The 21,001-nt window shown below is 69.0% G+C and carries 23 protein-coding genes; 11 read left to right on the top strand and 12 right to left on the bottom strand.

Annotation, left to right across the window (positions count from 1 at the left end; all coding sequences use genetic code 11):
* Nucleotides 1–1,032 (bottom strand): class II fructose-bisphosphate aldolase, encoded by a 1,032-nt coding sequence (gene fbaA / locus IEY71_RS06975; protein ID WP_189084515.1) that lies wholly within the window; start codon nt 1,030–1,032, stop codon nt 1–3.
* Nucleotides 1,033–1,126: 94 nt separating this feature from the next.
* On the opposite strand from fbaA, the gene IEY71_RS06980 reads away from it, so the two are divergent.
* From IEY71_RS06980 to IEY71_RS06990, 3 genes are all read left to right on the top strand, one after another.
* Nucleotides 1,127–2,173 carry a fructose-bisphosphatase class II gene (locus tag IEY71_RS06980; protein ID WP_189084516.1) on the top strand — a complete coding sequence of 349 codons (1,047 nt, stop codon included), beginning with the start codon at nt 1,127–1,129 and terminating at the stop codon, nt 2,171–2,173.
* A 143-nt stretch (nt 2,174–2,316) separates the two neighbouring features.
* Entirely contained in the window at nt 2,317–3,306 is a 990-nt protein-coding gene (glpX, locus tag IEY71_RS06985; protein WP_189084517.1) for a class II fructose-bisphosphatase, read from the top strand.
* A gap of 67 nt (nt 3,307–3,373) precedes the next feature.
* Nucleotides 3,374–3,763: a VOC family protein gene (locus IEY71_RS06990; protein ID WP_189084518.1), complete on the top strand. Its 390-nt coding sequence runs from the start codon at nt 3,374–3,376 to the stop codon at nt 3,761–3,763.
* Nucleotides 3,764–3,830: 67 nt separating this feature from the next.
* On the opposite strand, the gene IEY71_RS06995 is transcribed toward IEY71_RS06990, so the two are convergent.
* Nucleotides 3,831–5,315 (bottom strand): DNA recombination protein RmuC, encoded by a 1,485-nt coding sequence (locus tag IEY71_RS06995; RefSeq protein ID WP_189084519.1) that lies wholly within the window; start codon nt 5,313–5,315, stop codon nt 3,831–3,833.
* Nucleotides 5,316–5,393: 78 nt separating this feature from the next.
* Nucleotides 5,394–6,011 (bottom strand): 3'-5' exonuclease, encoded by a 618-nt coding sequence (locus IEY71_RS07000; RefSeq protein WP_189084520.1) that lies wholly within the window; start codon nt 6,009–6,011, stop codon nt 5,394–5,396.
* A gap of 66 nt (nt 6,012–6,077) precedes the next feature.
* Between IEY71_RS07000 and IEY71_RS07005 the strand changes: the two genes are divergently transcribed.
* From IEY71_RS07005 to IEY71_RS07020, 4 genes are all read left to right on the top strand, one after another.
* Nucleotides 6,078–6,827, top strand: coding sequence for a class I SAM-dependent methyltransferase (locus IEY71_RS07005; protein WP_189084521.1), 750 nt, complete (start codon nt 6,078–6,080; stop codon nt 6,825–6,827).
* Between the two features lie 65 nt (nt 6,828–6,892).
* A complete protein-coding gene (ychF, locus tag IEY71_RS07010; protein WP_189084522.1) occupies nt 6,893–7,963 on the top strand; it encodes a redox-regulated ATPase YchF in 1,071 nt (356 codons plus the stop codon).
* A 46-nt stretch (nt 7,964–8,009) separates the two neighbouring features.
* Nucleotides 8,010–8,333: a hypothetical protein gene (locus IEY71_RS07015; protein WP_189084523.1), complete on the top strand. Its 324-nt coding sequence runs from the start codon at nt 8,010–8,012 to the stop codon at nt 8,331–8,333.
* Between the two features lie 186 nt (nt 8,334–8,519).
* Nucleotides 8,520–9,446, top strand: a complete 927-nt coding sequence (locus IEY71_RS07020; RefSeq protein ID WP_189084524.1) for a MamI family restriction endonuclease — start codon at nt 8,520–8,522, stop codon at nt 9,444–9,446.
* A gap of 1 nt (nt 9,447) precedes the next feature.
* Here IEY71_RS07020 and IEY71_RS07025 read toward each other — a convergent pair whose 3' ends face one another.
* The 3 genes from IEY71_RS07025 to IEY71_RS07035 form a co-directional block, all read right to left on the bottom strand.
* The gene (locus IEY71_RS07025; protein WP_189084525.1) at nt 9,448–11,445 is read right to left on the bottom strand and encodes an HsdM family class I SAM-dependent methyltransferase; all 1,998 of its coding nucleotides are present in this window, start codon (nt 11,443–11,445) and stop codon (nt 9,448–9,450) included.
* Between the two features lie 65 nt (nt 11,446–11,510).
* Entirely contained in the window at nt 11,511–11,867 is a 357-nt protein-coding gene (locus IEY71_RS07030) for a hypothetical protein (RefSeq protein WP_189084526.1), read from the bottom strand.
* Nucleotides 11,868–12,057: 190 nt separating this feature from the next.
* The gene (locus IEY71_RS07035; RefSeq protein WP_189084527.1) at nt 12,058–13,293 is read right to left on the bottom strand and encodes a hypothetical protein; all 1,236 of its coding nucleotides are present in this window, start codon (nt 13,291–13,293) and stop codon (nt 12,058–12,060) included.
* A gap of 279 nt (nt 13,294–13,572) precedes the next feature.
* Between IEY71_RS07035 and IEY71_RS07040 the strand changes: the two genes are divergently transcribed.
* Complete coding sequence (locus tag IEY71_RS07040) at nt 13,573–14,199, top strand: pentapeptide repeat-containing protein (protein WP_189084528.1); 627 nt, start codon at nt 13,573–13,575, stop codon at nt 14,197–14,199.
* A gap of 200 nt (nt 14,200–14,399) precedes the next feature.
* Nucleotides 14,400–14,954 (top strand): hypothetical protein, encoded by a 555-nt coding sequence (locus tag IEY71_RS07045; RefSeq protein ID WP_189084529.1) that lies wholly within the window; start codon nt 14,400–14,402, stop codon nt 14,952–14,954.
* A 68-nt stretch (nt 14,955–15,022) separates the two neighbouring features.
* On the opposite strand, the gene IEY71_RS07050 is transcribed toward IEY71_RS07045, so the two are convergent.
* Nucleotides 15,023–15,565, bottom strand: a complete 543-nt coding sequence (locus IEY71_RS07050) for a dihydrofolate reductase family protein (protein WP_189084530.1) — start codon at nt 15,563–15,565, stop codon at nt 15,023–15,025.
* Nucleotides 15,566–15,675: 110 nt separating this feature from the next.
* On the opposite strand from IEY71_RS07050, the gene IEY71_RS07055 reads away from it, so the two are divergent.
* On the top strand, nt 15,676–16,299 hold the full coding sequence (locus IEY71_RS07055) for a TetR/AcrR family transcriptional regulator (RefSeq protein ID WP_189084531.1): 624 nt from the start codon (nt 15,676–15,678) through the stop codon (nt 16,297–16,299).
* Nucleotides 16,300–16,306: 7 nt separating this feature from the next.
* On the opposite strand, the gene IEY71_RS07060 is transcribed toward IEY71_RS07055, so the two are convergent.
* The 3 genes from IEY71_RS07060 to IEY71_RS07070 form a co-directional block, all read right to left on the bottom strand.
* Complete coding sequence (locus IEY71_RS07060; RefSeq protein ID WP_189084532.1) at nt 16,307–17,296, bottom strand: cation efflux transmembrane domain-containing protein; 990 nt, start codon at nt 17,294–17,296, stop codon at nt 16,307–16,309.
* A complete protein-coding gene (locus IEY71_RS07065) occupies nt 17,293–17,805 on the bottom strand; it encodes a transglycosylase SLT domain-containing protein (RefSeq protein WP_229781564.1) in 513 nt (170 codons plus the stop codon). The genes IEY71_RS07060 and IEY71_RS07065 overlap by 4 nt, the downstream gene beginning before the upstream one ends.
* A 75-nt stretch (nt 17,806–17,880) precedes the next feature.
* A complete protein-coding gene (locus IEY71_RS07070) occupies nt 17,881–18,489 on the bottom strand; it encodes a CGNR zinc finger domain-containing protein (RefSeq protein ID WP_189084533.1) in 609 nt (202 codons plus the stop codon).
* A gap of 65 nt (nt 18,490–18,554) precedes the next feature.
* On the opposite strand from IEY71_RS07070, the gene IEY71_RS07075 reads away from it, so the two are divergent.
* Nucleotides 18,555–19,796 carry an MFS transporter gene (locus tag IEY71_RS07075; RefSeq protein WP_189084534.1) on the top strand — a complete coding sequence of 414 codons (1,242 nt, stop codon included), beginning with the start codon at nt 18,555–18,557 and terminating at the stop codon, nt 19,794–19,796.
* 3 nt (nt 19,797–19,799) lie between these two features.
* Here IEY71_RS07075 and IEY71_RS07080 read toward each other — a convergent pair whose 3' ends face one another.
* Together IEY71_RS07080 and IEY71_RS07085 are read right to left on the bottom strand one after the other, a co-directional pair.
* Nucleotides 19,800–20,375 carry a 1-acyl-sn-glycerol-3-phosphate acyltransferase gene (locus IEY71_RS07080; RefSeq protein WP_189084535.1) on the bottom strand — a complete coding sequence of 192 codons (576 nt, stop codon included), beginning with the start codon at nt 20,373–20,375 and terminating at the stop codon, nt 19,800–19,802.
* A 66-nt stretch (nt 20,376–20,441) separates the two neighbouring features.
* A complete protein-coding gene (locus tag IEY71_RS07085) occupies nt 20,442–20,957 on the bottom strand; it encodes a hypothetical protein (protein ID WP_189084536.1) in 516 nt (171 codons plus the stop codon).
* Between the last annotated feature and the right edge of the window lie 44 nt (nt 20,958–21,001).

Genomic DNA, 21,001 nt, shown 5'->3' on the forward strand with positions numbered 1-21,001 from the left:
TTAGGCGCTGATCGACTGGCCGGCGGAGCCGAGCTGGCGGGTCGACTCGCCGACGCGGACGGCCATCGCCGACTCGGCGACCTTGCCCCAGGCGCGCGGGTCGTACTGCTTCTTGTTGCCGACGCCGCCGTCGACCTTCAGCACGCCGTCGTAGTTCTGGAACATGTAGCCCGCGATCGAACGGGTGAACGCGTACTGGGTGTCGGTGTCGATGTTCATCTTCACGACGCCGTTCGCGACCGCCTCGGCGATCTCGGCGTCGGTCGAGCCGGAGCCGCCGTGGAAGACGAGGTCGAGCGGCTTCGGGCCCGTGCCGTACTTGGCGGCGAGGCCGTCCTGGATCTCCTTCAGGAGCGCGGGGCGCAGCTTGACGTTGCCGGGCGCGTAGACGCCGTGCACGTTGCCGAAGGTCAGAGCGGCCATGTAGCGGCCCTGCTCGCCGAGGCCGAGCGCCTCGACCGTCGAGATCGCGTCCTCGAGCGTCGTGTAGAGCGCCTCGTTGGAGCCCTCGTGCTTGACGCCGTCCTCCTCGCCGCCGACGACGCCGATCTCGACCTCGAGGATCGCGTTGATCGCCTTCATGCGGGGCAGGATCTCCTTGGCGATCTCGAGATTCTCGTCGAGCGGCACGGCCGAGCCGTCCCACATGTGCGACTGGAAGATCGGGTTGCCACCGGCCTTCACCGCCTCCTCGGAGGCCTCGAGCAGGGGGAACACGAAGTCGGCGAGGGCCGGCTTCGGGCAGTGGTCGGTGTGCAGCGCGACGGTGATCGGGTACGACTTGGCGACCTCGTGCGCGAAGCGCGCGAAGGCGAGGGCGCCGGTCGCGCGGGCCTTCACGGTGTGCCCGGCGAAGTAGTCGGCACCGCCCGTGGTGACCTGGATGATGCCGTCGGAGCCCGCCTCGGTGAGGCCCTGCAGCACCGCGTTCAGCGTCTGCGAGCTCGAGACGTTGAAGGCCGGGAAGGCGAAGCCTTTGGCCTTGGCGGTGTCGAGCATCTCGGCGTACTGCTCGGGAGTTGCGATGGGCATGGAGGCTCCTTCGTGACGACAGCGGGATCGGCACGAGTCTACCGAGTTCGCGCGCCGCGCCCAGGGGTGCACCGGGGTCGGCCAGGATGATGGCGTGATCGTTTCGCTCGATGTCGTTGATCTGACGGACCCCCTGCGCTCGGCGGTCGCCGCTGCGGCGGCCGGATGCCTGCCGCTCGTCGGCGGGGGCGATGGCGACGCGCTCGACGGGGCGGCGGTCGCGGCCATGCGAGGGGCGCTCGCCTCGGTGCCGGTCGAGGGACGTGTCGTCGTCGGCGAGGGCGAGAAGGACGGGGCCCCGATGCTGAGCCCGGGCGAGCGCTTCGGCCGGGGCGGCGTCGCCGTCGACCTCGCGGTCGATCCCGTGGACGGCACCCGGCTCGCGGCGGCCGGCCGGCCGGGCGCGATGGCCGTGGCCGCGGCGACGGCCCGGGGCGGCTTCTTCGACATCGGGCCGGCGCACTACCTCGACAAGCTCGTCACCTGGGTGCCGGGCCTCGGAGCGACGGATGCCCCGGACGGCGAGCTCCTCGCGGCGGTTCCCGCGCTCGTGGCGCGGGCGGCCGAACTGCGCGGCGTCCGCGCCGCCGAGGTGCGCATCGCCGTGCAGGAGCGCCCGCGCAATCGTGCTCACGCCGCGGCGGTGCGGGCGAGCGGGGCCGAGCTCGTCGCCTTCGAGCACGGAGAGGTGGAGCGCAGTCTGCGTGCGCTGCACCGGGGAGCGCGCGACGCGGCGACGCGCGCCGGGGCGTCCTGGGCGTCCGAGGCATCCGACCTCGGATCGCTCGGCGACGGGCCCCTCGATGCCGTCCTCGGCATCGGCGGCGCGCCGGAGGGGATCATCGTGGCCGGGGCGGCCCTCGCACTCGGCGGATCGATGCTCGCCCGCTTCGCCCCGCAGTCCCGGCGCGAGGACGAGCGGGTCCGCAGCGCCCTCGGAGCGGACGTCGTCGACCCGCGGCGGGTGATTCCTCTCGACGTGCTCTGCGCTGGGCCGGCCGAGCTCGTCGTCGCCGCCGTCACCCCGTGCGAGATCGGCGTCGAGCTCCCGGGCGCCGAGGATCGTGCCGGCGGGGTGCGGGTGGCGTGGTGGTCGGCCGCCTCGGGACGGCACGGGCGGATGGACTTGCCGCGCGGTTAAGAACGGGCGAAATTGCACGGCCGTGCACGCCGAAACCGCGTCGGGTTTCGTGGCGGCTCGTTAGGCTCGTGGTGGCGGGAACACCGCCGATCGGCGCGCCGCGAGACGATCCGCGGCGCAGATGCGTCCTGGAGGACCCCCTCATGAGCAACGAAGCCAGCCTGTTCCACCACCCCGACCGCAACCTCGCGCTGGAGCTCGTGCGTGCGACCGAGGCGGCGGCGATCCGGGCGGTTCCGTGGATCGGCAAGGGCGACAAGAACGCGGCCGACGGCGCCGCGGTCGACGCCATGCGGGCTTTCCTCGCGACGGTCGACTTCGACGGCGTCATCGTCATCGGCGAGGGTGAGAAGGACGAAGCCCCGATGCTCTTCAACGGGGAGCGCGTCGGCTCGGGCAACGGCCCGGCCTGCGACATCGCGGTCGACCCGATCGACGGCACCTCGCTCACCGCGGCGGGCCGTTCGCACGCGCTCTCGGTGCTGGCGGTCTCCGACCGGGGCACGATGCTCGACGCCTCCAGCGTCTTCTACATGGACAAGATCGTCACCGGCCCGGCGGGCCGTGGCGTCGTCGACATCCGCAAGCCGATCGGCGAGAACATCCGCGCGTATGCGGCCGCGATCGGCAAGGACGTCGCCGATGTGCGCGTCGCCGTGCTCGACCGTCCGCGACACGAGCAGTTGATCGCCGACATCCGCGCCGCGGGCGCCGGCACCCGGCTCATCCTCGACGGCGACGTCGCGGGCGGCATCAACGCGGCCCGGCACGACTCGCGCATCGACATGTGCGTCGGCATCGGCGGCAGCCCCGAGGGCATCACGACCGCGTGCGCCGTGAAGGCGCTCGGCGGCTTCATGCAGGGCCGCCTCGCGCCGAAGGACGACGAGGAGCGCGCCCGCGGTGCCGCGGCGGGGCTCGATGTCGACGCGGTGCTCGAACTCGAGGACATGGTGCGCGGCGACAACACCTTCTTCGTCGCGACCGGCGTGACCGACGGCGCGCTCGTCGCGGGCGTGAAGCGCGAGGGCGACTACATCACGACGGAATCGGTCGTGCTGCGCTCGAAGTCGGGCACGCTGCGCCGCGTGCAGGCGGAGCACCTCGCCTCGAAGTGGCTCGACGAGGACTGAGTCCAGCCCCTCGACGCGATCCTGCTCGCGTGCCAGGCTGTGCCCTGGACCGATCGAGGAGGGTGCCATGATCGAGATTCGCGATGCGTTCCCCGGCTTCGCCGTGCGGGAGGTCGAGGCGGCGCTCGCGTTCTATCGCGACGTGCTGGGGCTCGAGGTGGGCGAGGCGATGGGCGGTTTCCGCTTCGCGCTGCCGTCGGGCCAGTCGGTGTTCGTCTACGGCAAGCCGGACCACAGTCCGGCGCCGTTCACGATCCTGAACTTCGAGGTCGACGACCTCGACGCCGCCGTCGACGCGCTGAACGCGGCGGGCGTGGTGACGAAGATCTACTCGGGCGAGCAGGACTACGGCACCGACGAGCGCGGGATCGCGCACGGCCGGGAGTCAGGCATGAGCCCGGACATCTGCTGGTTCCGCGACCCCTCCGACAACGTGCTCAGCGTGCTGCGCAGCTGAGCTTCTGGACGTCGCTGCGCGGCTCACTCCGGCTGCCGGCGGCTGAGCGCGGCGGGCGTCGCCGGACTCAGTCGTCGTCGCCGAGCCGAGCCCGGATGCCCGCATCGATGTCGGCGAAGACGTCGAGTTCGTCGGCCGCTGCGCCTGAGGGCTCCGCGGGCGACTCGAGCACCTCGGCGTCGGCGACGTCGCCTGCGGCCTCGACAGCGTCGCGCTCGGCGGGGATGGCCGTGGTGAACTCGTACGCGGTCAGCTCGCGCGGGCTCTCTTCGATGCCTTCGAGGGTGGCGAGCACCTTCGTCTCGTCGAGCGCCTTGAGCTTGCGGGCGGTCGGCAGCACACGCGACTCGAGCGAGCCGACGAAGGTGTTGTAGTCCTTCACGGTGCGTTCGATGGTGCGGCCGAGCTTCTCGATCTGCCCGGCGGTGGTGGCGAGACGGCCGTAGAGCTCGCGGCTGAGGTCGAAGAGCGTCTTCGCCTCCTTCGTGAGCACGTCCTGCTGCCAGCTGAACGCGACGGTCTTCAGCACCGACCAGAGCGTGACGGGCGAGGCGAGGGCGACCCGCTTCGAGAAGGCGAACTCGAGCAGCGAGGGATCGGCCTCGAGCGCGCTCGAGATGAGGGACTCGCTCGGGATGAACGCGATGACCATCTCGGGGGAGGCGCCGAGCCCCTCCCAGTACGTCTTGCCGCCGAGCGCCGTGATGTGGTCGCGCACGGCCTTCACGTGGTTCTTCATCAGGCTCTCGCGGCGGCCGGCGTCGGCGCCGGTCGCGGTCGCCGGGATCTGGCTCGCCTCGAGGTAGGCGTTGAACGGCACCTTGGCGTCGACGGCGATGTGCTTGCCGCCCGGCAGGTGGATGACCATGTCGGGGCGGCCGGCGCCGGCGTCGGTGGTGACCGAGTGCTGCGTGTCGAAGTCCACGCGCTCGATGAGCCCCGCGGCCTCGACCACGCTGCGCAGCTGGGTCTCGCCCCAGACGCCACGGGTGCTGTTGGACCGCAGGGCCGAGGCGAGCGACTCGGCCGTGGAGCGGAGCCGCTCCTCGTTCTCGGCGGCGATCTTCAGCTGCTGGCTGAGCTCGCCGTGCTGCTGATGCCGCTGCGTCTCGAGCGCGGTGACCTTGCTCTGCATCTCGGTGAGGGTCTGCTTGACGGGCGCGAGCGCCTGGAGCACCTTGCTGTCGGCGGCCTCGCGCTGCTCGCGCTCGCGCCGCTCGAGCTCGTGGCGCTCGACGATCTCGCGGTACTGCTGCCTGGCGCTGAGGATCTGCTCGCGCAGCCCCTCGGCGGTCGCCTCGATCGCGGAGAGCTCGGCGCGGAGCTCGGCCTGCGCACGCTGCTCGTCGGCGAGCAGTCGGGAGCGCTCGGCCGCGTGCTCGGCCTGCAGGGCGGCCAGCTGCGCCTCGTGGCGGGCCGCGACGAGCGCCGGGTCTTCGGTCGGTGCGGCGTCGGGGATGCCGGCGGCCCGGCGCGACGCCAGCACCCAGGTGGCGAGCCCCCCGAGGGCGGCGCCGACGAGGAGGCCGATGATGAGCAGCAGGATCTCCATGCCGACAGTGTCGCAGCCGCCTCCGACATCGGCGCCGAGGCGCCCGGCGAGCCGGGACCGCGCACCGGCCGAGTACGCCTACTGCAGGGCCATCGGCCCGTGCGCGGCCTCGCGGGCCTTGACGGCGCGGGCGCCGAGCGCACCGACGCGCACGCCCGTGACGTGGGCGAGTCGCTCGAGGTCGTCGGCCTCGTGGCGCTTGGCGGAGTGCGCGACGATCGCGGCGCACGCCTCGGCGTCGTCGAGCGCGTTGTGGTGCGAGAAGTCCTCGAAGCCCGCCGCCATCGCGGCGACCGGGAGCCGGTACGAGTCGAGGTGGTAGGTCTTGCGCGCCACCTGCAGGCTGCACAGGTAGCGGTGGTCTGGAACGGGCAGTTCGAGCACCGCGCAGCTCTTCTCGATCACGCCCATGTCGAAGCCCGCGTTGTGCGCGACGAGCCAGTCGCCGCCGGCGAACTCGCGGAACTCGGCGAGTCGATCGCCCCAGCCGGGGGCTTCGGCGACCATCTCGGGCGTGATGCCGTGGATGCGCACGTTCCACTCCATGAACTCGTCGTGCGGGAACGGCGGGCGCAGCAGCCAGTACTCGCGCTCGACGACGCGGCCGTCGCGCACCTTCACCATGCCGATCGAACAGGCGGAGGCTCCAGAGGAGTTCGCGGTCTCGAAGTCGATGGCGGTGAAGTCCACTGGCATGCGGGCATCGTCGCACGCGCCTCCGACGGTTGACGGATGCCTCGCCGCGGGCGTGGAATGGGAGGCATGAATCCGGGGGATGCCGAGACGCAGCGGCACGCGAGGTCGTTCGGCGACGCGGCATCCGTCTATCAGGCCGCCCGTCCCGGCTACCCGGCCGAGGCGGTCGCCTGGCTGATCGGCGACGCCGCCCGGGTGCTCGACCTCGGCGCCGGCACCGGCAAGCTCACCCAGGCGCTCGTCGCGCTCGACCGCGAGGTGATCGCGGTCGACCCGGTCGAGGAGATGCTCGAAGAACTGGAGGTCGCGGTGCCCGGCGTGCCGCGCATCCTCGGTACGGCCGAGGACATCCCGCTCGAAGACGGCTCGGTCGACGCGGTCGTCGCCGGTCAGGCGTGGCACTGGTTCATCCCGTCCCGCGCGGTGCCGGAGATCGCGCGCGTGCTGCGGCCGGGCGGCGTGCTGGGCCTCGTCTGGAACAGCCGCGACACGAGCGTGGGCTGGCTCAAGGAGGCCGGCGAGATCATGCACGAGCGGCACGACGCGAGCGCGAGCTTCGAGCAGTACGTGCAGATCGGCCCGCCCTTCGGCCCGATCGATGAGCACACCGTGGAGTGGACCGCCCGGATGAGCCGCGCCGGATTCCTCGACCTCGTGCGCTCCCGCTCCTACTTCATCACCTCGAGCCCCGGCGCCCAGCGCGACACGATCGCCCAGCTGGAGCGGCTGTTCGCGCGGCATCCCGACCTCGCCGGCCACGACGAGCTCGACGTGCCGTACCGCACCCGCTGCTTCCGCGCCCGCCTCGACGGCTGAGCCCCACGCCGGGCCGGCGAAGCCCGGCCGGGCGGAACCGCGCGGCACCGGTACGATAGAGCCCCGTGGCTCTCACTATCGGCATCGTCGGCCTGCCCAACGTCGGCAAGTCCACCCTCTTCAACGCCCTCACCAAGAACCAGGTGCTCGCGGCGAACTACCCGTTCGCGACGATCGAGCCGAACGTGGGCGTCGTGAACCTGCCCGACCCGCGGCTCGAGACGCTCGCCGGCATCTTCGGCTCGGAGCGCATCCTGCCCGCCGCGGTGTCCTTCGTCGACATCGCCGGCATCGTGCGCGGGGCGAGCGAGGGCGAGGGCCTCGGCAACAAGTTCCTCGCCAACATCCGCGAGGCCGACGCGATCGCGCAGGTCGTCCGGGGCTTCACCGACGGCGACGTCGTGCACGTCGACGGCAAGGTCGACCCCAAGTCCGACATGGAGACGATCAACACCGAGCTGATCCTCGCCGACCTCGAGACCCTCGAGCGGGCCATCACCCGCTACGAGAAGGAGGTCAAGGGCAAGAAGCTCGACCCCTCCGTGCTCGCGGCGGCCAAGGAGGCCCAGGAGGCCCTGCAGGCCGGCACCCCGCTCTCGGCGACGAAGATCGACCTCGAGCCCGTCAAGGAGCTCGGGCTGCTCACCGCGAAGCCCTTCATCTACGTCTTCAACGTCGACGAGGGCGTGCTGACGGATGCCGCGCGCAAGGCCGAGCTCGCCGCGCTCGTCGCGCCGGCGGAGGCGGTCTTCCTCGACGCGAAGATCGAGTCCGAGCTCATCGACCTCGACCCCGAGGACGCGGCGGAGCTGCTCGCCTCGACCGGGCAGGAGGAGTCGGGGCTCGACCAGCTCGCCCGCGTCGGCTTCGACACCCTCGGCCTGCAGACCTACCTCACGGCGGGCCCCAAGGAGTCGCGCGCCTGGACCATCCACAAGGGCTGGAAGGCGCCGCAGGCAGCCGGCGTCATCCACACCGACTTCGAGCGCGGCTTCATCAAGGCCGAGGTGATCTCCTTCGCCGACCTCGTCGAGACCGGCTCGGTCGCCGAGGCCCGCGCCAAGGGCAAGGCGCGCATGGAGGGCAAGGACTACGTCATGCAGGACGGCGACGTCGTGGAGTTCCGTCACAGTTAGCGGTGTTGCGACAGGGTGTGTGTCAGGCCTCCGCTACGCTCGCGCTATGGATGACGAGTGGCAGGTTGTTGAGGGAACTGGCTGGATTGCTATGCCGGGATTCGGTCGAATCGCACCTCGACGTGACAACGTGGCGGGCGGACGCCAGTATTTCACGGCGCACGTGGACGGTGATGAATACGCGACTGCGTCAGGCGCAGAAGTCACTGGCGGCCCGGAGACCTACTACTTCGAGTTCGATCAGCCGTTCCTGCTGGCAGACCGCACTCGGGAACAGTGCGTCGAGGCGACGATCTCGCTGTTGGTCGGAGGGCGCTACGCAGTGAAGTATCGCAAGGGACAGTGGCCGAGCGGCGGCGGTGCTTGGTGAATCGGGCCCTCGCAGCCCACGAGCGCCAGACTGACGAGCCGATCATCAACGGTGGTAGGCAACAGAATCAGGACGGCTCTGGATGACGAATTCAAGCCGATCCGTGTGCGGCTTCCGAGTTTGAGCTCAACACCCGTTCTTGGATACGTTCATCGCACGGCTCCATGCCGCCGTCGGGAGTGAAGGATGCAGAACGCAGTCAGCCAGGCAATCAGTCAGGGCATTCATGTACGCCGTGAGATCCTGGGAAGCCTGACGTACGAACAGCGCGTCTTCCTCCTTGAGGATCTCTTTGTTGACTTGTTCGGCCACCAGCACGTGATGCTCCAACGATGGGCAGCCCTAACTGGGCAGTCTGCACAGGTAGACACCGGCTACATCGCCCAGTTCGTCGCTTCCATCGTGCTGGGCGAGCCTGGGCAGGGCTTCCGAGGAAAGGGCGACGACCTGGCCGACGGGAGCGAGGTCAAGAGCGCCGCAAACATTTCGGGTGTTGATCGGCCGAGATGGAATCACAATTTGGGGTCCCTGGACGACGACGAGCACCGCCGCTCGCGCGGGCTGCCAACTGCCGGCGAAGAATACCTGGGCGTGCCCTACATGTTCTATCTGCTGGTAGACCGCCCACACGGCGTCTCAGACCCGGCCCCAATCCGCATCCGGGCTTGGTGCATCGATGCCCAGGAGGACGGAGACTGGCGCGATCTCTTCGAGACCTTCCTTACTTCGCGCAGGGGGCGGACCTACAACTTTCAGCTCCACCCCCCGGTCGGCTATGACGACGACGTGGTTGTGAACACACTCGGGAATCTTGACTTCTCGAACGTGCTCGTTTTCGACGCTCGATTGAGCCTTGCGGACAGGGACCGCCCCGAGATCGACTGGCATGTTCCGCTGCCGACTCAGGTAATTCCAGTCACCGGTCGAACCCGAGCGCTCCGGTACGGGGGGAGGGGTGCACGCCCCACGCGCCTGACCAATACTGCCGACATTGTCCTCGGGACCAACGATCTCGGCGCTCTCTTCCCTGGCGTCCTCGCTCCGCGGGACAGCTACGACCTCGCGACCGTCTCAGAGATCGAGACGGAAGCGGAGGTGGAGGAATACAGCTGAATCAGCCGGGCTGGTGGAGCGCTGCGAGCCGTAGCCGGGAAGACTCGATGTTTCGAACTTCGCGGCGGGCCTGCTCGCCGATTTCGGCTAGCTCGGACGGCGTCTTGAACGGCACGATGAGAGCGAGCACGTCCTCCGGCCCAATTCGACGTCGTGAGCTCGATGTGCCACTGCCAAGGGGTCGAAGCTGCGCTTGGACGCGGGGGTCGTAAAGCAGTGCAAGGAGCGCATAGGGGTCTACCAAAGCCTTAAACACGCCGAACTCCCCGCTGCACATCACCGTGGGATAGTCCTCTGCGATCACCGCCGCCCGCAGCTTGGAAGGGTTGAGCAGCGAGACGATCAAATCACCCGATGACGCCCACTGGCCTGGAGTAGTGGGGTTGTATTGGAGTGTTTCGTTCCAACTGACGGTGCCGAGCTGATCCACGTGAAGAACGGAGACGAAGGGCTCGTCTGTGCGCTTCCCCTTCCTTGACCTAGGAGCAGTGCGAAGCAGCTCACCGAGCTCGATTCCGCCCGTCGCGAGAAGCTCATGGCGGGACTTCACTGCTTCCGGGTCTAGGCGGTTCGGGTCCACGCTGGTGAGCCCGTCCGACGGGACAGATGCCACGAGCGGACGAGAGGACACCGTCTCGATCTCGTCCGACGCGGGATTGGACTTGAGTGTATTGAGCAGCGCGGCAGTTACAGCGGGAATATCGCTTCCCTCGGGATCGGCGACTGCTCGCCCAGCCTGCTTAATGAAGCCGACGTGATCAACTCGAGCGAGAGTAGTCCGTTCCCCCCGTGGAACCCGTCGAATGAATACCGCGCTGGTCTTCGCCACAGTGCCGCTGAGGGCGAAGGTGACAGTGGGGAGGCTTACTGAAGCGACGACGTGAAAGTCCGGATTGGACAGGATGTCCTGGAACTGTCGCCCGTTCACAATGCCTTCCGGAAGAACTATCCCAAGGACTCCCCCGGGTCGCAGAAGTTCGAGAGACAGCGCGAGTCCAGCAATCGCGGGGTCCATGGGTCGATTCGGACGGACACTGGGGAACAGCTCGCGGGTCCGGTCGATGCCCAGGGCGTCGTCGTACTTACCGCCCCCAAACGGCGGATTCGTAAGTACGGCAGCAAGAGTTCCTCTTAGCCGGTCCAGCCCGGGATCTGTCATCGAGTCGGCGACTGCGTAAACCTCTGGTTGTTGCGCACCGTAAAGGAGCAGGTTCAGACCCGACTTCGCAATTGCGGTCGTAGATTGATCGGCCCCCACCAGACCTCCATCGAGGAGACCCGCCAAGTCCACGTTCTCATGTCGCTCTTCCGCGGCGTCGAATGCGGCCACGAGAAATCGACCAGTTCCGCAGAAGGGGTCCGCGATGATGGGTGCCCTCACGTCAGCTAGGGCGTCGCTCGAGAGGAGATCGAGGACCACCTCAGCCATCATGCGAGCGACGGAACTTGGCGTGAGGTAAGTGCCGAGGCCACCGGAATGGTCATACCGGCCGCTAAGGAAGGCGTCGAAAGCCGTGCCTAGCGGGTCCGCGACTCGGGTTCCGCCGCCGAGAATCTCGTTCACCAGTGCAAGTGCGCTCTGGAGCACCGTCGGTTCCGCTAGGCGGAACGGTTCGTCGTAGGGCCAGAGCGGACGGCTGCTGCCATCCACCGCACGCAAAGACATGCGATCGACCGTAAGAACTTGTGTGAAGGCTTTCTTTGTCACCTCCACTACCGACTCGTCCGGAACTGCTCCGTCGAACAGTGCTCGAAGGCCTACTCCATCGACTGAGGCCTCGTCGTCCCGGCTCAGCCACAGGCGAAGCAGTAGCAGCTTGCCGACCTCCTCAATGGCTGCGTTGGTCGGTCGTACGCCTCCGCGCGTGTACAACAGCTGGTGAAGCCCATCGAACCGGGCCGCGAGCGCGAGTTCGTCGACAGTCGCGTTTCCCGCCGAACCCAAGAGCGGAGCATGAAGATCCTCTGGGAACAGGGTCAGATCGGTTTCGAGGGTCACAGTGGAAGATCCTACGGCGTGCCTCAGAGGCCTCATCGTGCGCCGCGCCACGGCTGGCATTCGGCTCACGCAGCCACCTTCTTGACCGGAGCCTTCCGTGCCGGTGCCTTGGCAGCAACCCTGGCCTGGGCCGGGCTCCGCTTCGCGGCAGACTTGGACGCAGCCTCAAGCTCCCAGCCGGAAGGCAGCTCGTCCACGTTGGCACTGGCCCGCTCGACCAGCGCGTCGAACTCGCCGGCCTCGATGGCCTCGACGAACGCCTGCCAAGCGATCGCTCGCATGGCCTTGTAGCGGTTCTTCTGCACGTTGATGTCGTGGGCCTCGATTACACGCATGATGCCCTCGTTGACGATCTGCAGGGGCGGGAGCTCGACAGTCTCGGTGGTCTCGACGGCTGCCTTGGTGGTGGTCTTGGTGGCCATGGTGGTGTTCTCCTTGAGTGTATGAACATCGAACATGTGTTCGAACAAAAGCATTTTGCCTGACTTCGATCAGGGCGCGCAAACCTGCTGACGGGCGTGGTTCCATGGCAAGGCACAGGCGTAGCCGGAGGTTTCTGCCTGAACTAGCGGCGGCCATCTCGCCTTGCTACCTAGGGTGTGTCTGTTGCACTCATGGGGCCAGGTCTGTGACTTCGGACGCAGAACGGACACCGTCACGGTCGAGCGCTTCGACCAGGTCGGGCAGGTGGGTGTAGACGTTCGGCCGTTCATCGCGACGCGCCAAAAGTTGCGTCAACTGGCGACCAGTCGACCGTTCGGCCGCCACGTAGTCGCAGTACGCAGCAGCGCAGGTCAGGAACATGATGTCGTTGAGATCATTGGGTAACCATCGTCGGTTCGGATCTCGATGTCGCTCGGCCATGACGGCGGTGTAGAGACCGCCAAAACGGGTGTCGCTTACCGCGCTAGCCACATCCTGCGGTCCGAGACGGCTGACCAGCGTCGAGGGTGCTTCGATAAGAGACAGCGCAGACGACATCAGGCCTTCGTTGTCCCGAATCGCCGCCAACGTGGTTGCCGATGATCGCTGTTCCCTCGTCAGCGAAGCCACCCACTTTGCGATGTCGCCGTTGCTGTCGGCCCATCGTGTGGGAGGAACCCCGGCGATGGACTCAGGGTCGATCAGCATGGAGACAAGCACTGAAGGCCAGGTCAAGGCATCCATGAACTTGCGCATGCTTTCGCTCAGGTCGTCGTCCGCCGCAGACTCGACGCGGTCGCCGAACACGCTTCTTGGCTCGAGCGTGACAGCGTCCGTCTCAGGAACAGCGGCATTCATGGAGAGGCGCTCGGCGAACCACGCGGCGAACTCCCGGCGACGAAGTTCGAGCGGGTCGCGGAGTTGCCAACCCCCACTGAGTGATGCAATCGTGATGCCGACCTCGTAGCGTCTACCCCCGAACAGGGCGGCTGTTTCTTGCATCGTCGCTGACGAGAGGGGGAGCCTGATACCACCATCGTGACCGAGCTTCATGATTCGTCGTGCGGCGGTGCGGTCCTCTTCAGACACGGCCTCCGGCTTCACGACGGTCTTTGCAATCGTGCTCCAGCGGTTTTGGTCGAGATACACGGACGGCCGACCCTTTACAGGATCACCAACCGGGCTCCACACTTCGGCGAACACGAGATGGCCTCTTTCGGTCTCAGTGGTCAGCCACCAGCGGTCCCAATCGAAGAACGTTCGCGCGATTTCATCGCTAGGTCGGCGCATATCCGAGTCCATGGGAGCGACGTGCTCTTCACCTGATTGCATGACGATGCGAATCTGGTGCGCTTTCCAGTCAAGGACCCACATGCTGTAGTCGTCTGCTGACAGGGTCAGCGTGCGCCCGCCTCGCTTCGTCATATCGAAATGGTCTCAGCGTGCGCCGACATCTGATCATCGCCGGCACATCCGATTGGACGCTCAAGTCCTCGTGGCAGACGCGTAGGCGCGGCGCACAGTGGACTCCTGCCACTGGGGCAGGCCGGTCGGCGACAGCACGCCTTCGGTCGTGAGGGTGACAGGAGTCAAGGGCCAGTCAAGCAGGATCTACTCCATGGATTTGCGGGACTAGGACCTTCTGAGGTTGTTCGGCTGCGTGGCGTCGTGGAGTTCCGCTTCAACGTCTGATCAACTGAGGAGATGCAGTCGACGAAGCGCCAGTTGCGAGCGCGGTGGACGCCCGAGCTCACGAGCGCGTTCGAGCGTGAGCTCGTCCTCGCCTCGCAGCGACCCGGGGCCGCGTTTCCGGCGTCCCCGTTCGGAACGACCGCCGCGGGTCGCGTCGATCTGCGCGGAGCGCGGCTGACGACGCCGATCCGGCAGCTCGGGGCAACGGGCGTCGACCTGTCGGATGTCGTCTTCGCGGACGGGGCGTCGGTGATCGAGTCGGAGCTGGAGGACTGCGTCCTCGACCGGATCGACATGCGGCGCGTGTTCGTCAGACGACGCTTCGTGGACTGCAGCTTCGTGGGGGCGAAGCTCAGCGGCGCACGCCTCGGCGGCGTGTTCGAGGGCTGCGACTTCTCCGACGCAACCCTGTCGCGCTCCGTCGCGTCGGGCGTGCGGTTCGAACGCTGCAGCTTCACCGGCGCGAGCGTGCGGGACGTGATGTGGACGACGCGCTGCGTCTTCGACCACTGCGAGTTCGAGGGCGTCGCCGCCTTCACCGGCTCCGTCGCCGGCAGTGTGTTCATCGGCCCGACGCCGCCCGACCTCGGCGGATGCATCGTCGACCACGTGCAGTACGAAGGCGGATTCCCAGTCTGAGCTGCTCGCTCGGTCGCCTCGATTCGCGTTCGGGATTCCATCGGCGAGCGGCTTCCCGGTCATGCGTGCGCAGTTCGCCGCCAGGCTTCATCGGAGAGTTCGCCGAAGGAGTCGGCCATCGCGGGCTCGGTCTCTCTGGCATCTGGACTACTCTGGATACCAAGAATCCTCTCCGTCCCCGGCAGAAAGGCCCCCGTTCCATGCGCAGAACCGCACTCCTCGCCCCCGCTTGCCTCGCAGCGCTGGTCCTCGCCGGCTGCTCCAGTGCGCCGACCGAGGCGAGCATCGGGGAGCAGCTCGAGGTGGGCGTGCGCCAGGCGGAGGTCGACGCCACCGCAGCGGTCACCGTCACCGAGGTGTCCTCGATGTCGGTCGCCGAGGCGAAGGGTGAATTGCAGCTCCCCGACGCGTATGACGACGGCACGGTCTTCCTGGTCCGGTTCGAGGCGGTTCTCCTGGAGGGCGAGTACCCGGAGGACAGCGTCTACGGCTTCGGGATCGAGAACTGGGCGGCCGCGGGCAAGGATGACGTCGACGTCGTCACGATCAACGCTCGACCGGACGTGAACGTCGACGGCTGTGCGGTGTTCTCCAGGGATGACGCGAAGGAATTCGCTTCCGGGGCGGAAGTTTCCTCCTGCGCGCTTTTCGCCAGCGAGCGCGCGGACGCGGCGATCGAGTCGGTCGTCTACGGCCAGAAGTCCGTCAGTCGGCGCGGCTCCGGCGACGGCTGGGCTTGGACCGTCAACGGCTGAAACGCACTGAGTCCGGAGCGAAGCCGGTCGCTCGGAGTCCGGGCCGCATCTCGGGACGAGAGCGAGCCCTACCGCAGCACGCGGTAGCGCAGGTGCGTCTCGCTCGCGTAGGCGGAAGTCTCCAGTCGTTCGAGTTCGATCCGCTGCCCCAGCCCGGCGAACAGGGAGATGCCCTCGCCGAGGAGCACCGGTGCCACGTCGAGGTGGAGCTCGTCGACGAGTCCGAGCCGGAGGCACTGCCGCGAGATGCTGCCGCCGAGCAGGCTGACCCAGCGGTCTCCGGCGGCCGCCGAGGCGAGCGCGACCGCCTCGGCGATGTCGTCCACGACGAAGGTGTAGGTGGTGTCGTCGCGCTCGATCGGATCGTGGGGGCGGTGGGTCATCAGGTAGACGGGCACCTTCAACATGCCGCCGTAGGGGAGTTCGCCGTCCTCGATGGTCTGCGAGCGGTTCGCGCCGCCGACGACCGCGCCGATCCGGGCCATCACCCGTTCCACGACGGCATCGTCCTCGGGGGCGGAGGGGCGTCCGAACATCCAGTCGACGCCGCCGTCAGGGTCGGCCAGGAAACCGTCGAGGGTGATGGTGGCGTGGACGATCACGGTGGCCATGGTGCGCTCCTTCACGGATGCGGGTAGAGGTGAGTCGGTTGACTCACCTCTGCACCGTACGCGCATCCGAAGAGGTGAGTCAAGGCACTCGTCTCTGCGATACTGGCCGGATGGCACGCGGAACCTCGTCCTACCATCGCGAGCTGGCGACGTCGAAGCGCGAGTCCGTGCTGGCCGCGGCGACCGAGCTCTTCCTGGAGGACGGCTACGATCGCACCTCGCTCGCGCGGATCGCCGAGCGAGCGGGCGTCTCCAAGGCGACGCTCTTCAAGCAGTTCCCGACCAAGGCGGCGCTGTTCGAGGCGACCGTGCTCGCCGCTGGCGGCACGGCCGTGCCGCAGCCCGTCGACGTCCCGCTCGCAGACTTCACGGCCGGCCTGGTGGCGCTCGGCCGCGCCTACGCCGAACTCGTGACGCGGCCCGAGATGACCGCGCTCATGCGCACCGTCATCGCCGAGTCGCCCAGGTTCCCCGAGTTGCGCGAGCGCACCTTCGATTTCGGCACCCTGCCGGTGCTCGCGGCGCTGGGGCGCTACCTCCGCGATGCGCACGCGGCCGGGGTCGCCGAGATCGACGATCCCGACACGGCATCCGCCCAGTTCCTCGGCATGATCGCGTCGTCGGTCTTCTGGCCCCGGCTCGTGCACGGCACCTGGTCGATCACCGACGAGGAGCAGGAGCAGGTCGTCGAGGCCGCGGCCCGCACGATCGCCGCCCGTTACGGCGCCTCCTGAGCAGACCTCAGTCGCCGAGGGCGCGATCGGCCTCGCTCGGCAGCTGTTCGACCGGCACCACCACGACGTCCTGCACCTTCCAGTCGAGCCGGGCGATGCCTTCCGAGGCCGCGGAGAGCGTCTCCGTGCGCACCTTGACTCGGCGCGGCACGACGAACGCCTCGACGTGGAAGACCTGCCCCTCATCGCGCAGCCGCACGCCGGCATCCAGCACCCAGGGCAGGCCTCGCAGGTACCGGGTGATCTCGCCCGCGAGCGGGTGCGGCTGCTTGTCGTCGTAGCTGCGCGCACGCTGGTCCATGAGGTCGATGACCGCGCCCTTGGTGTTGCGCACGCCGTCCCAGACGATGCCGATCGAGATGAAGAGCGCGGCGGCGCCGTCGAGCCACCAGATGCCGAGCCCGATGCCCAGCACACCGACGATGGACGCCGCGTTCGTCTGCCAGTCGGCTTTCGCCATGTCGGCGTCGGCGTAGAGCAGCTTGTTGTGCAGCACCGGCGCGAGCTTTGCCTTCGCCGGGCCGTAGATGAACACGGGACCGACGACGACGATCACCATCACGGCGATCATGAGCCAGCCGAGCCAGATGGTCTGGCCGAACAGCTGAACGGTGCCGATCGTGGGATGCTCCGCGGCGATGAGGCCGGTCACGGCCTCGACGGCGAGGTTGAGGCCCACGGCGAGCAGGGCGATGCCGGCGACGAGGTGACCCACGCCCATCGCGCGGTGCAGGCCGTAGGGATGCTTCACCGTCGGCCGTCGCCGCACGAAGATGACCGCGGTGAGGAACGCGAGCTGGGGGAGGAGCGAGAGCATGTCCTCGATCCAGGCGGTGCGCATGGCCTGCGATCCGCCGACGACGAAGGCGACGACGGTGATCGTGATCGAGGTGTACACGATCGTGAACAGCTCCCAGCGGATCGCCTTCTTGAGCGCGATCCGCTGCGTCTCCGGCAGGTCGGTGCGGCCGAACTGCGCACTGCTCGGCCGGGTCATCCGCCGACCTCCTCGTCGAGATAGCGCTCCAATGCCGAGAGGAACGCGTTCTCGCCCATCGGCACGAGCAGCACGAGGCTGCGTCCGCCAGCGTGCTCGATGTCCCGGTACCCCCGCGTGAGGCCCGCCCGCTCGATCCACGGGGTCTGGTCGGTGAACCCGCCGATCACCAGGTCGAGCTCGCCGTCCTCCAGGGCGGTGACGAGCGTCTCCTCGCTGCCGACCCGCCACGTCACCCGTGCGTCGATGGTGTCGGCGAAGCCGCGGACGAGCTCGGGGAGCGGCCCCTCGGGGCTCGGTCCCTCGGTCTCGACGAGTCCCGGCTCCTCGACGGCGCCGACGCGGAGCTCGCCGCCGCCGACCCGGTCGAGCGTGCCGTCCGGGTCGCTCGGCACCTGCACGCCGCACGCGGCGAGGGAGAGGGCGGCGAGGCAGGCGACGACGCCCAGCAGGAGCCGTCTCGCCGTACGACCGCCGGGTGACTGCACACCGTTCACGGAGCTTCGCACCCGCCCATCATCGCCGAGCGGGGGTGCCGGCCGCAGCTGCTTGACGAGCCGGTGCGCGATCTGCCATGGGCGAGGTCAGGCCCGTGACGCCGCCTCGCGCCGGACTCGTTCGGCGTGGGCGCGCACACGGTTGCGATTGCCGCAATCGGCGGAGCTGCACCAGCGGCGGTTGTGCTGCCGGGAGGTATCGAGGAACACCCAGCCGCAGTGCCGGTCCTCGCAGCGGTGGAAGCCCGAGAGCGCGGGGGAGGCGAAGAGGCGGGCGAACTCGAGCGCGAGCAGGTGCCGCGGCGTGCCGAGCTCCAGCGTGCGCGGGTGCCGGGCCCAGGTGCCGTCCGCGCTGCGCTCGAGGCGGCTCGCCGCGTGCGCGAGTGGCAGCTCCCGCTCGAGCACGGCGGGCGAGCTCGCGTCGCCGGTGAGGGCGGCGTAGCTGTCGTCGCGGAGGGTCAGGATGCCGGTGTGCTCGGCGGCCGCGGCCGAGGGATCGGCGTCGGCGAGCCCGGCGAGGCGCTCGGCCGCAGCCGAGGTGAGCAGCTCGACGCGCTCGAGCCAGGCGAGCACGTGCGCGTAGCTTTGCAGGCGCTCGCCGCGGCGCTCGGGGTCGAGCCGCCAGTCCACGGTGTTGCAGAAGTCGAGCGCGACGTCGCCACCGAGGCGGGAGACGGCGAGCTCCGGCATCCGCATCGCGCGCTCCTCCCGCTCTCTGCTACGTTCCCGCTAATGATCATAACGCTGATAGGGAGTTAGGGATGCCGAAGCGCTCCGGCTTCGCCGCCCTCTGGGCCTCGCAGGCGACGTCCAACACCGCCGACGGCATCCTCGCCGCGGCCGCGCCCCTGCTCGTGGCCTCGCTCACCCGTGACCCCGTGATCGTGGCGGGCATGACCGTCGTGCAGTTCCTGCCCTGGCTCGTGTTCACGCTGCCCGCCGGTGCCCTCACCGACCGGATGGACCGGCGCACGCTCCTCGTCGCCGGCAACCTCCTCCGAGCGCTCGGCTTCGCCCTGCTCGCCACCTCGGTCGCGGTCGGCTGGCAGAGCGTGTGGCTCCTCTATGCCGCCGTATTCGTAGCCGGCACCGCGGAGACGATCGTCGACAACGCCGCGCTGACGGTGCCGCCGCGGCTCGTGCCGCGGGCGCAGCTCGAACGCGCGAACGGGCGCCTCTTCGCGACCCAATCGGTCGTGAACACCTTCGTCGGGCCGCCGATCGGCTCGGTGCTCATGGCGGTGGCGGCGACGCTCGCGTTCTTCACGAGCGCCGGGCTCTTCGCCGTCGCGGCGGCGGCCGCGCTGCTGCTGCCGCAGCTCCGCCCGGCGGCACACGGGACGCCCGCCACCGACGCCGCGACGGACGGTCCGCCGCCCAGGCCGAGCTCCATGGCCGCCGACATCGCGGCGGGTTGGGGGCACTTCTGGCGGCATCGGCTGCTGCGCCGGGTCGCACTCATCTCGGCATCCTTCAACTTCTTCGGCACCGCGACCGGCGCGATCCTCGTGCTGCTCGCGACCGGGCCGCTCGGAGTGCCGGAGGCCTGGTACGGCCTGTTCATCGCGGTTCCCGCGGCGGGCGCCATCCTCGGCTCGCTCGTCGCGGAGCGCGTCATCCCGCGGATCGGCGGCGGGCCCGTGATGTGGGCCGCCGCGCTCGTGCCGGCGGCGAGTTTCGCCGTGCTCGGCCTGAGCACGAACCTCGTGCTCGTGCTGGTCGGCATGTTCCTCGCGGCCGTCGCGACGGCGTGCAACCAGATCGTCGTCTCGACCCTGCGCCAGGCGGCGGTGCCGGACGCGCTGCTCGGGCGGGTGACCGCCGCGTACCGGCTGATCGTGCTCGGCGCCGTCCCGTTCGGTGGTCTCGCCGGCGGAGTGCTCGCGTCCGCGTTCGGGCTGCAGCCGACCTTCGTGATCGCGGCCGTCGGACTCGCGCTCGCCGCCGTGCTGCTCATGCCCGGCGTGACGAGCGAGGCGCTCCGCCGGGCTGAGCTCGGCTGAGGGTCAGCGCAGCGCGAGCTCTTCGCGGAGCCGCGGCTCGACGCGCTGCTCGGGGCGGAGCCCCGCCTTGTCGGCGTAGAACGCGCGGATGCGGTCCATGTCGGCGCCGAGATCGTCGCCGAGCGCGAAGGTCGGCCCGAGGCCCGTGGTCATGGTGGTGCGGTCGACGAAGCCGAGGGTCACCGGCATCCCCGTCGCCTTGGCGATGCGGGCGAAGCCGGACTTCCAGTACTCGTGCGGCCCGCGGGTGCCGTCGGGCGTTACGACGAGGCCGAACACCTTGCCCGCCCGGACCTCGGCGACGACCTCGTCGACGACGCGGGCGGGATCGGCGCGGTCCACCGGGATGCCGCCGAGGCGCCGCATGATCGGGCCGCGCCAGCCGCTGAAGAGACTCTTCTTGCCGAGCCAGCGCACGTCGATGCCGAGCCGCCAGGCGATGGCGAGCATGAGCACGAAGTCCCAGTTCGAGGTGTGCGGGGCACCGATCAGCACGGTCGGCTGCGCTGGCGCGGGCGACCCGGTGAGCGTCCACCGGCTGCAGGCCCAGTAGACGCGGGAGACGAGTCGTCGAAGCATCCACCAACGGTACGCGGACCGGTATGCCCGTCCGTGCATACGGCCGCCCGTTCCGCCGGTCCCGCGCTACGCCTCGGGGGAGACCGCGAGCTCCGGGAAGAGCGCGCGAACAAGCGGATGTCTCGGGCCGCCCGGTTCGGCCAGCTCGGTGAGCAGCGCCTCGAAGTCGTCGGCGACGACGCTCGTCTCCTCGAACTCCGGCTCGCCGCCGTGCACGATCCGGCCGTCCGAGCGGATGGCGAGGTACTCGTAGTCCCCGCCCACGGAGAGGAGCACCGGGAGATGCCCGGCCCAGAACGCGGCGACGGCGGCGGTCTGCTCAGGGTCGACGGCGGCGTCGAGGCTGAGCTTCTCGAACTCGTTCCAGGCGAACGCGGCGTCGGCGGTGCCGCGGTAGTCCTCGACCGAGAGGAACCAGACGGTGTCCTCCGCGTTCGCGAGCCGGCTGAACGCGACCGTCCAGGCGCCGAAGGCGGCGGGAAAGGCGAGGAGCGAGCGGGGGACGGGGCGCTGTTCGTCGAGGGGCGGCTCGAAGGCCCACCCGGCTCGGCGCAGGGCGGAGATCGTCGTGGTGAAGTCCATCGCCGTCGACGATACCGCCGCGGCCCCGCCGCAGTCCGCCGCGA

Source organism: Agromyces mediolanus (genome assembly GCF_014648575.1).
Taxonomy (GTDB): domain Bacteria; phylum Actinomycetota; class Actinomycetes; order Actinomycetales; family Microbacteriaceae; genus Agromyces; species Agromyces mediolanus.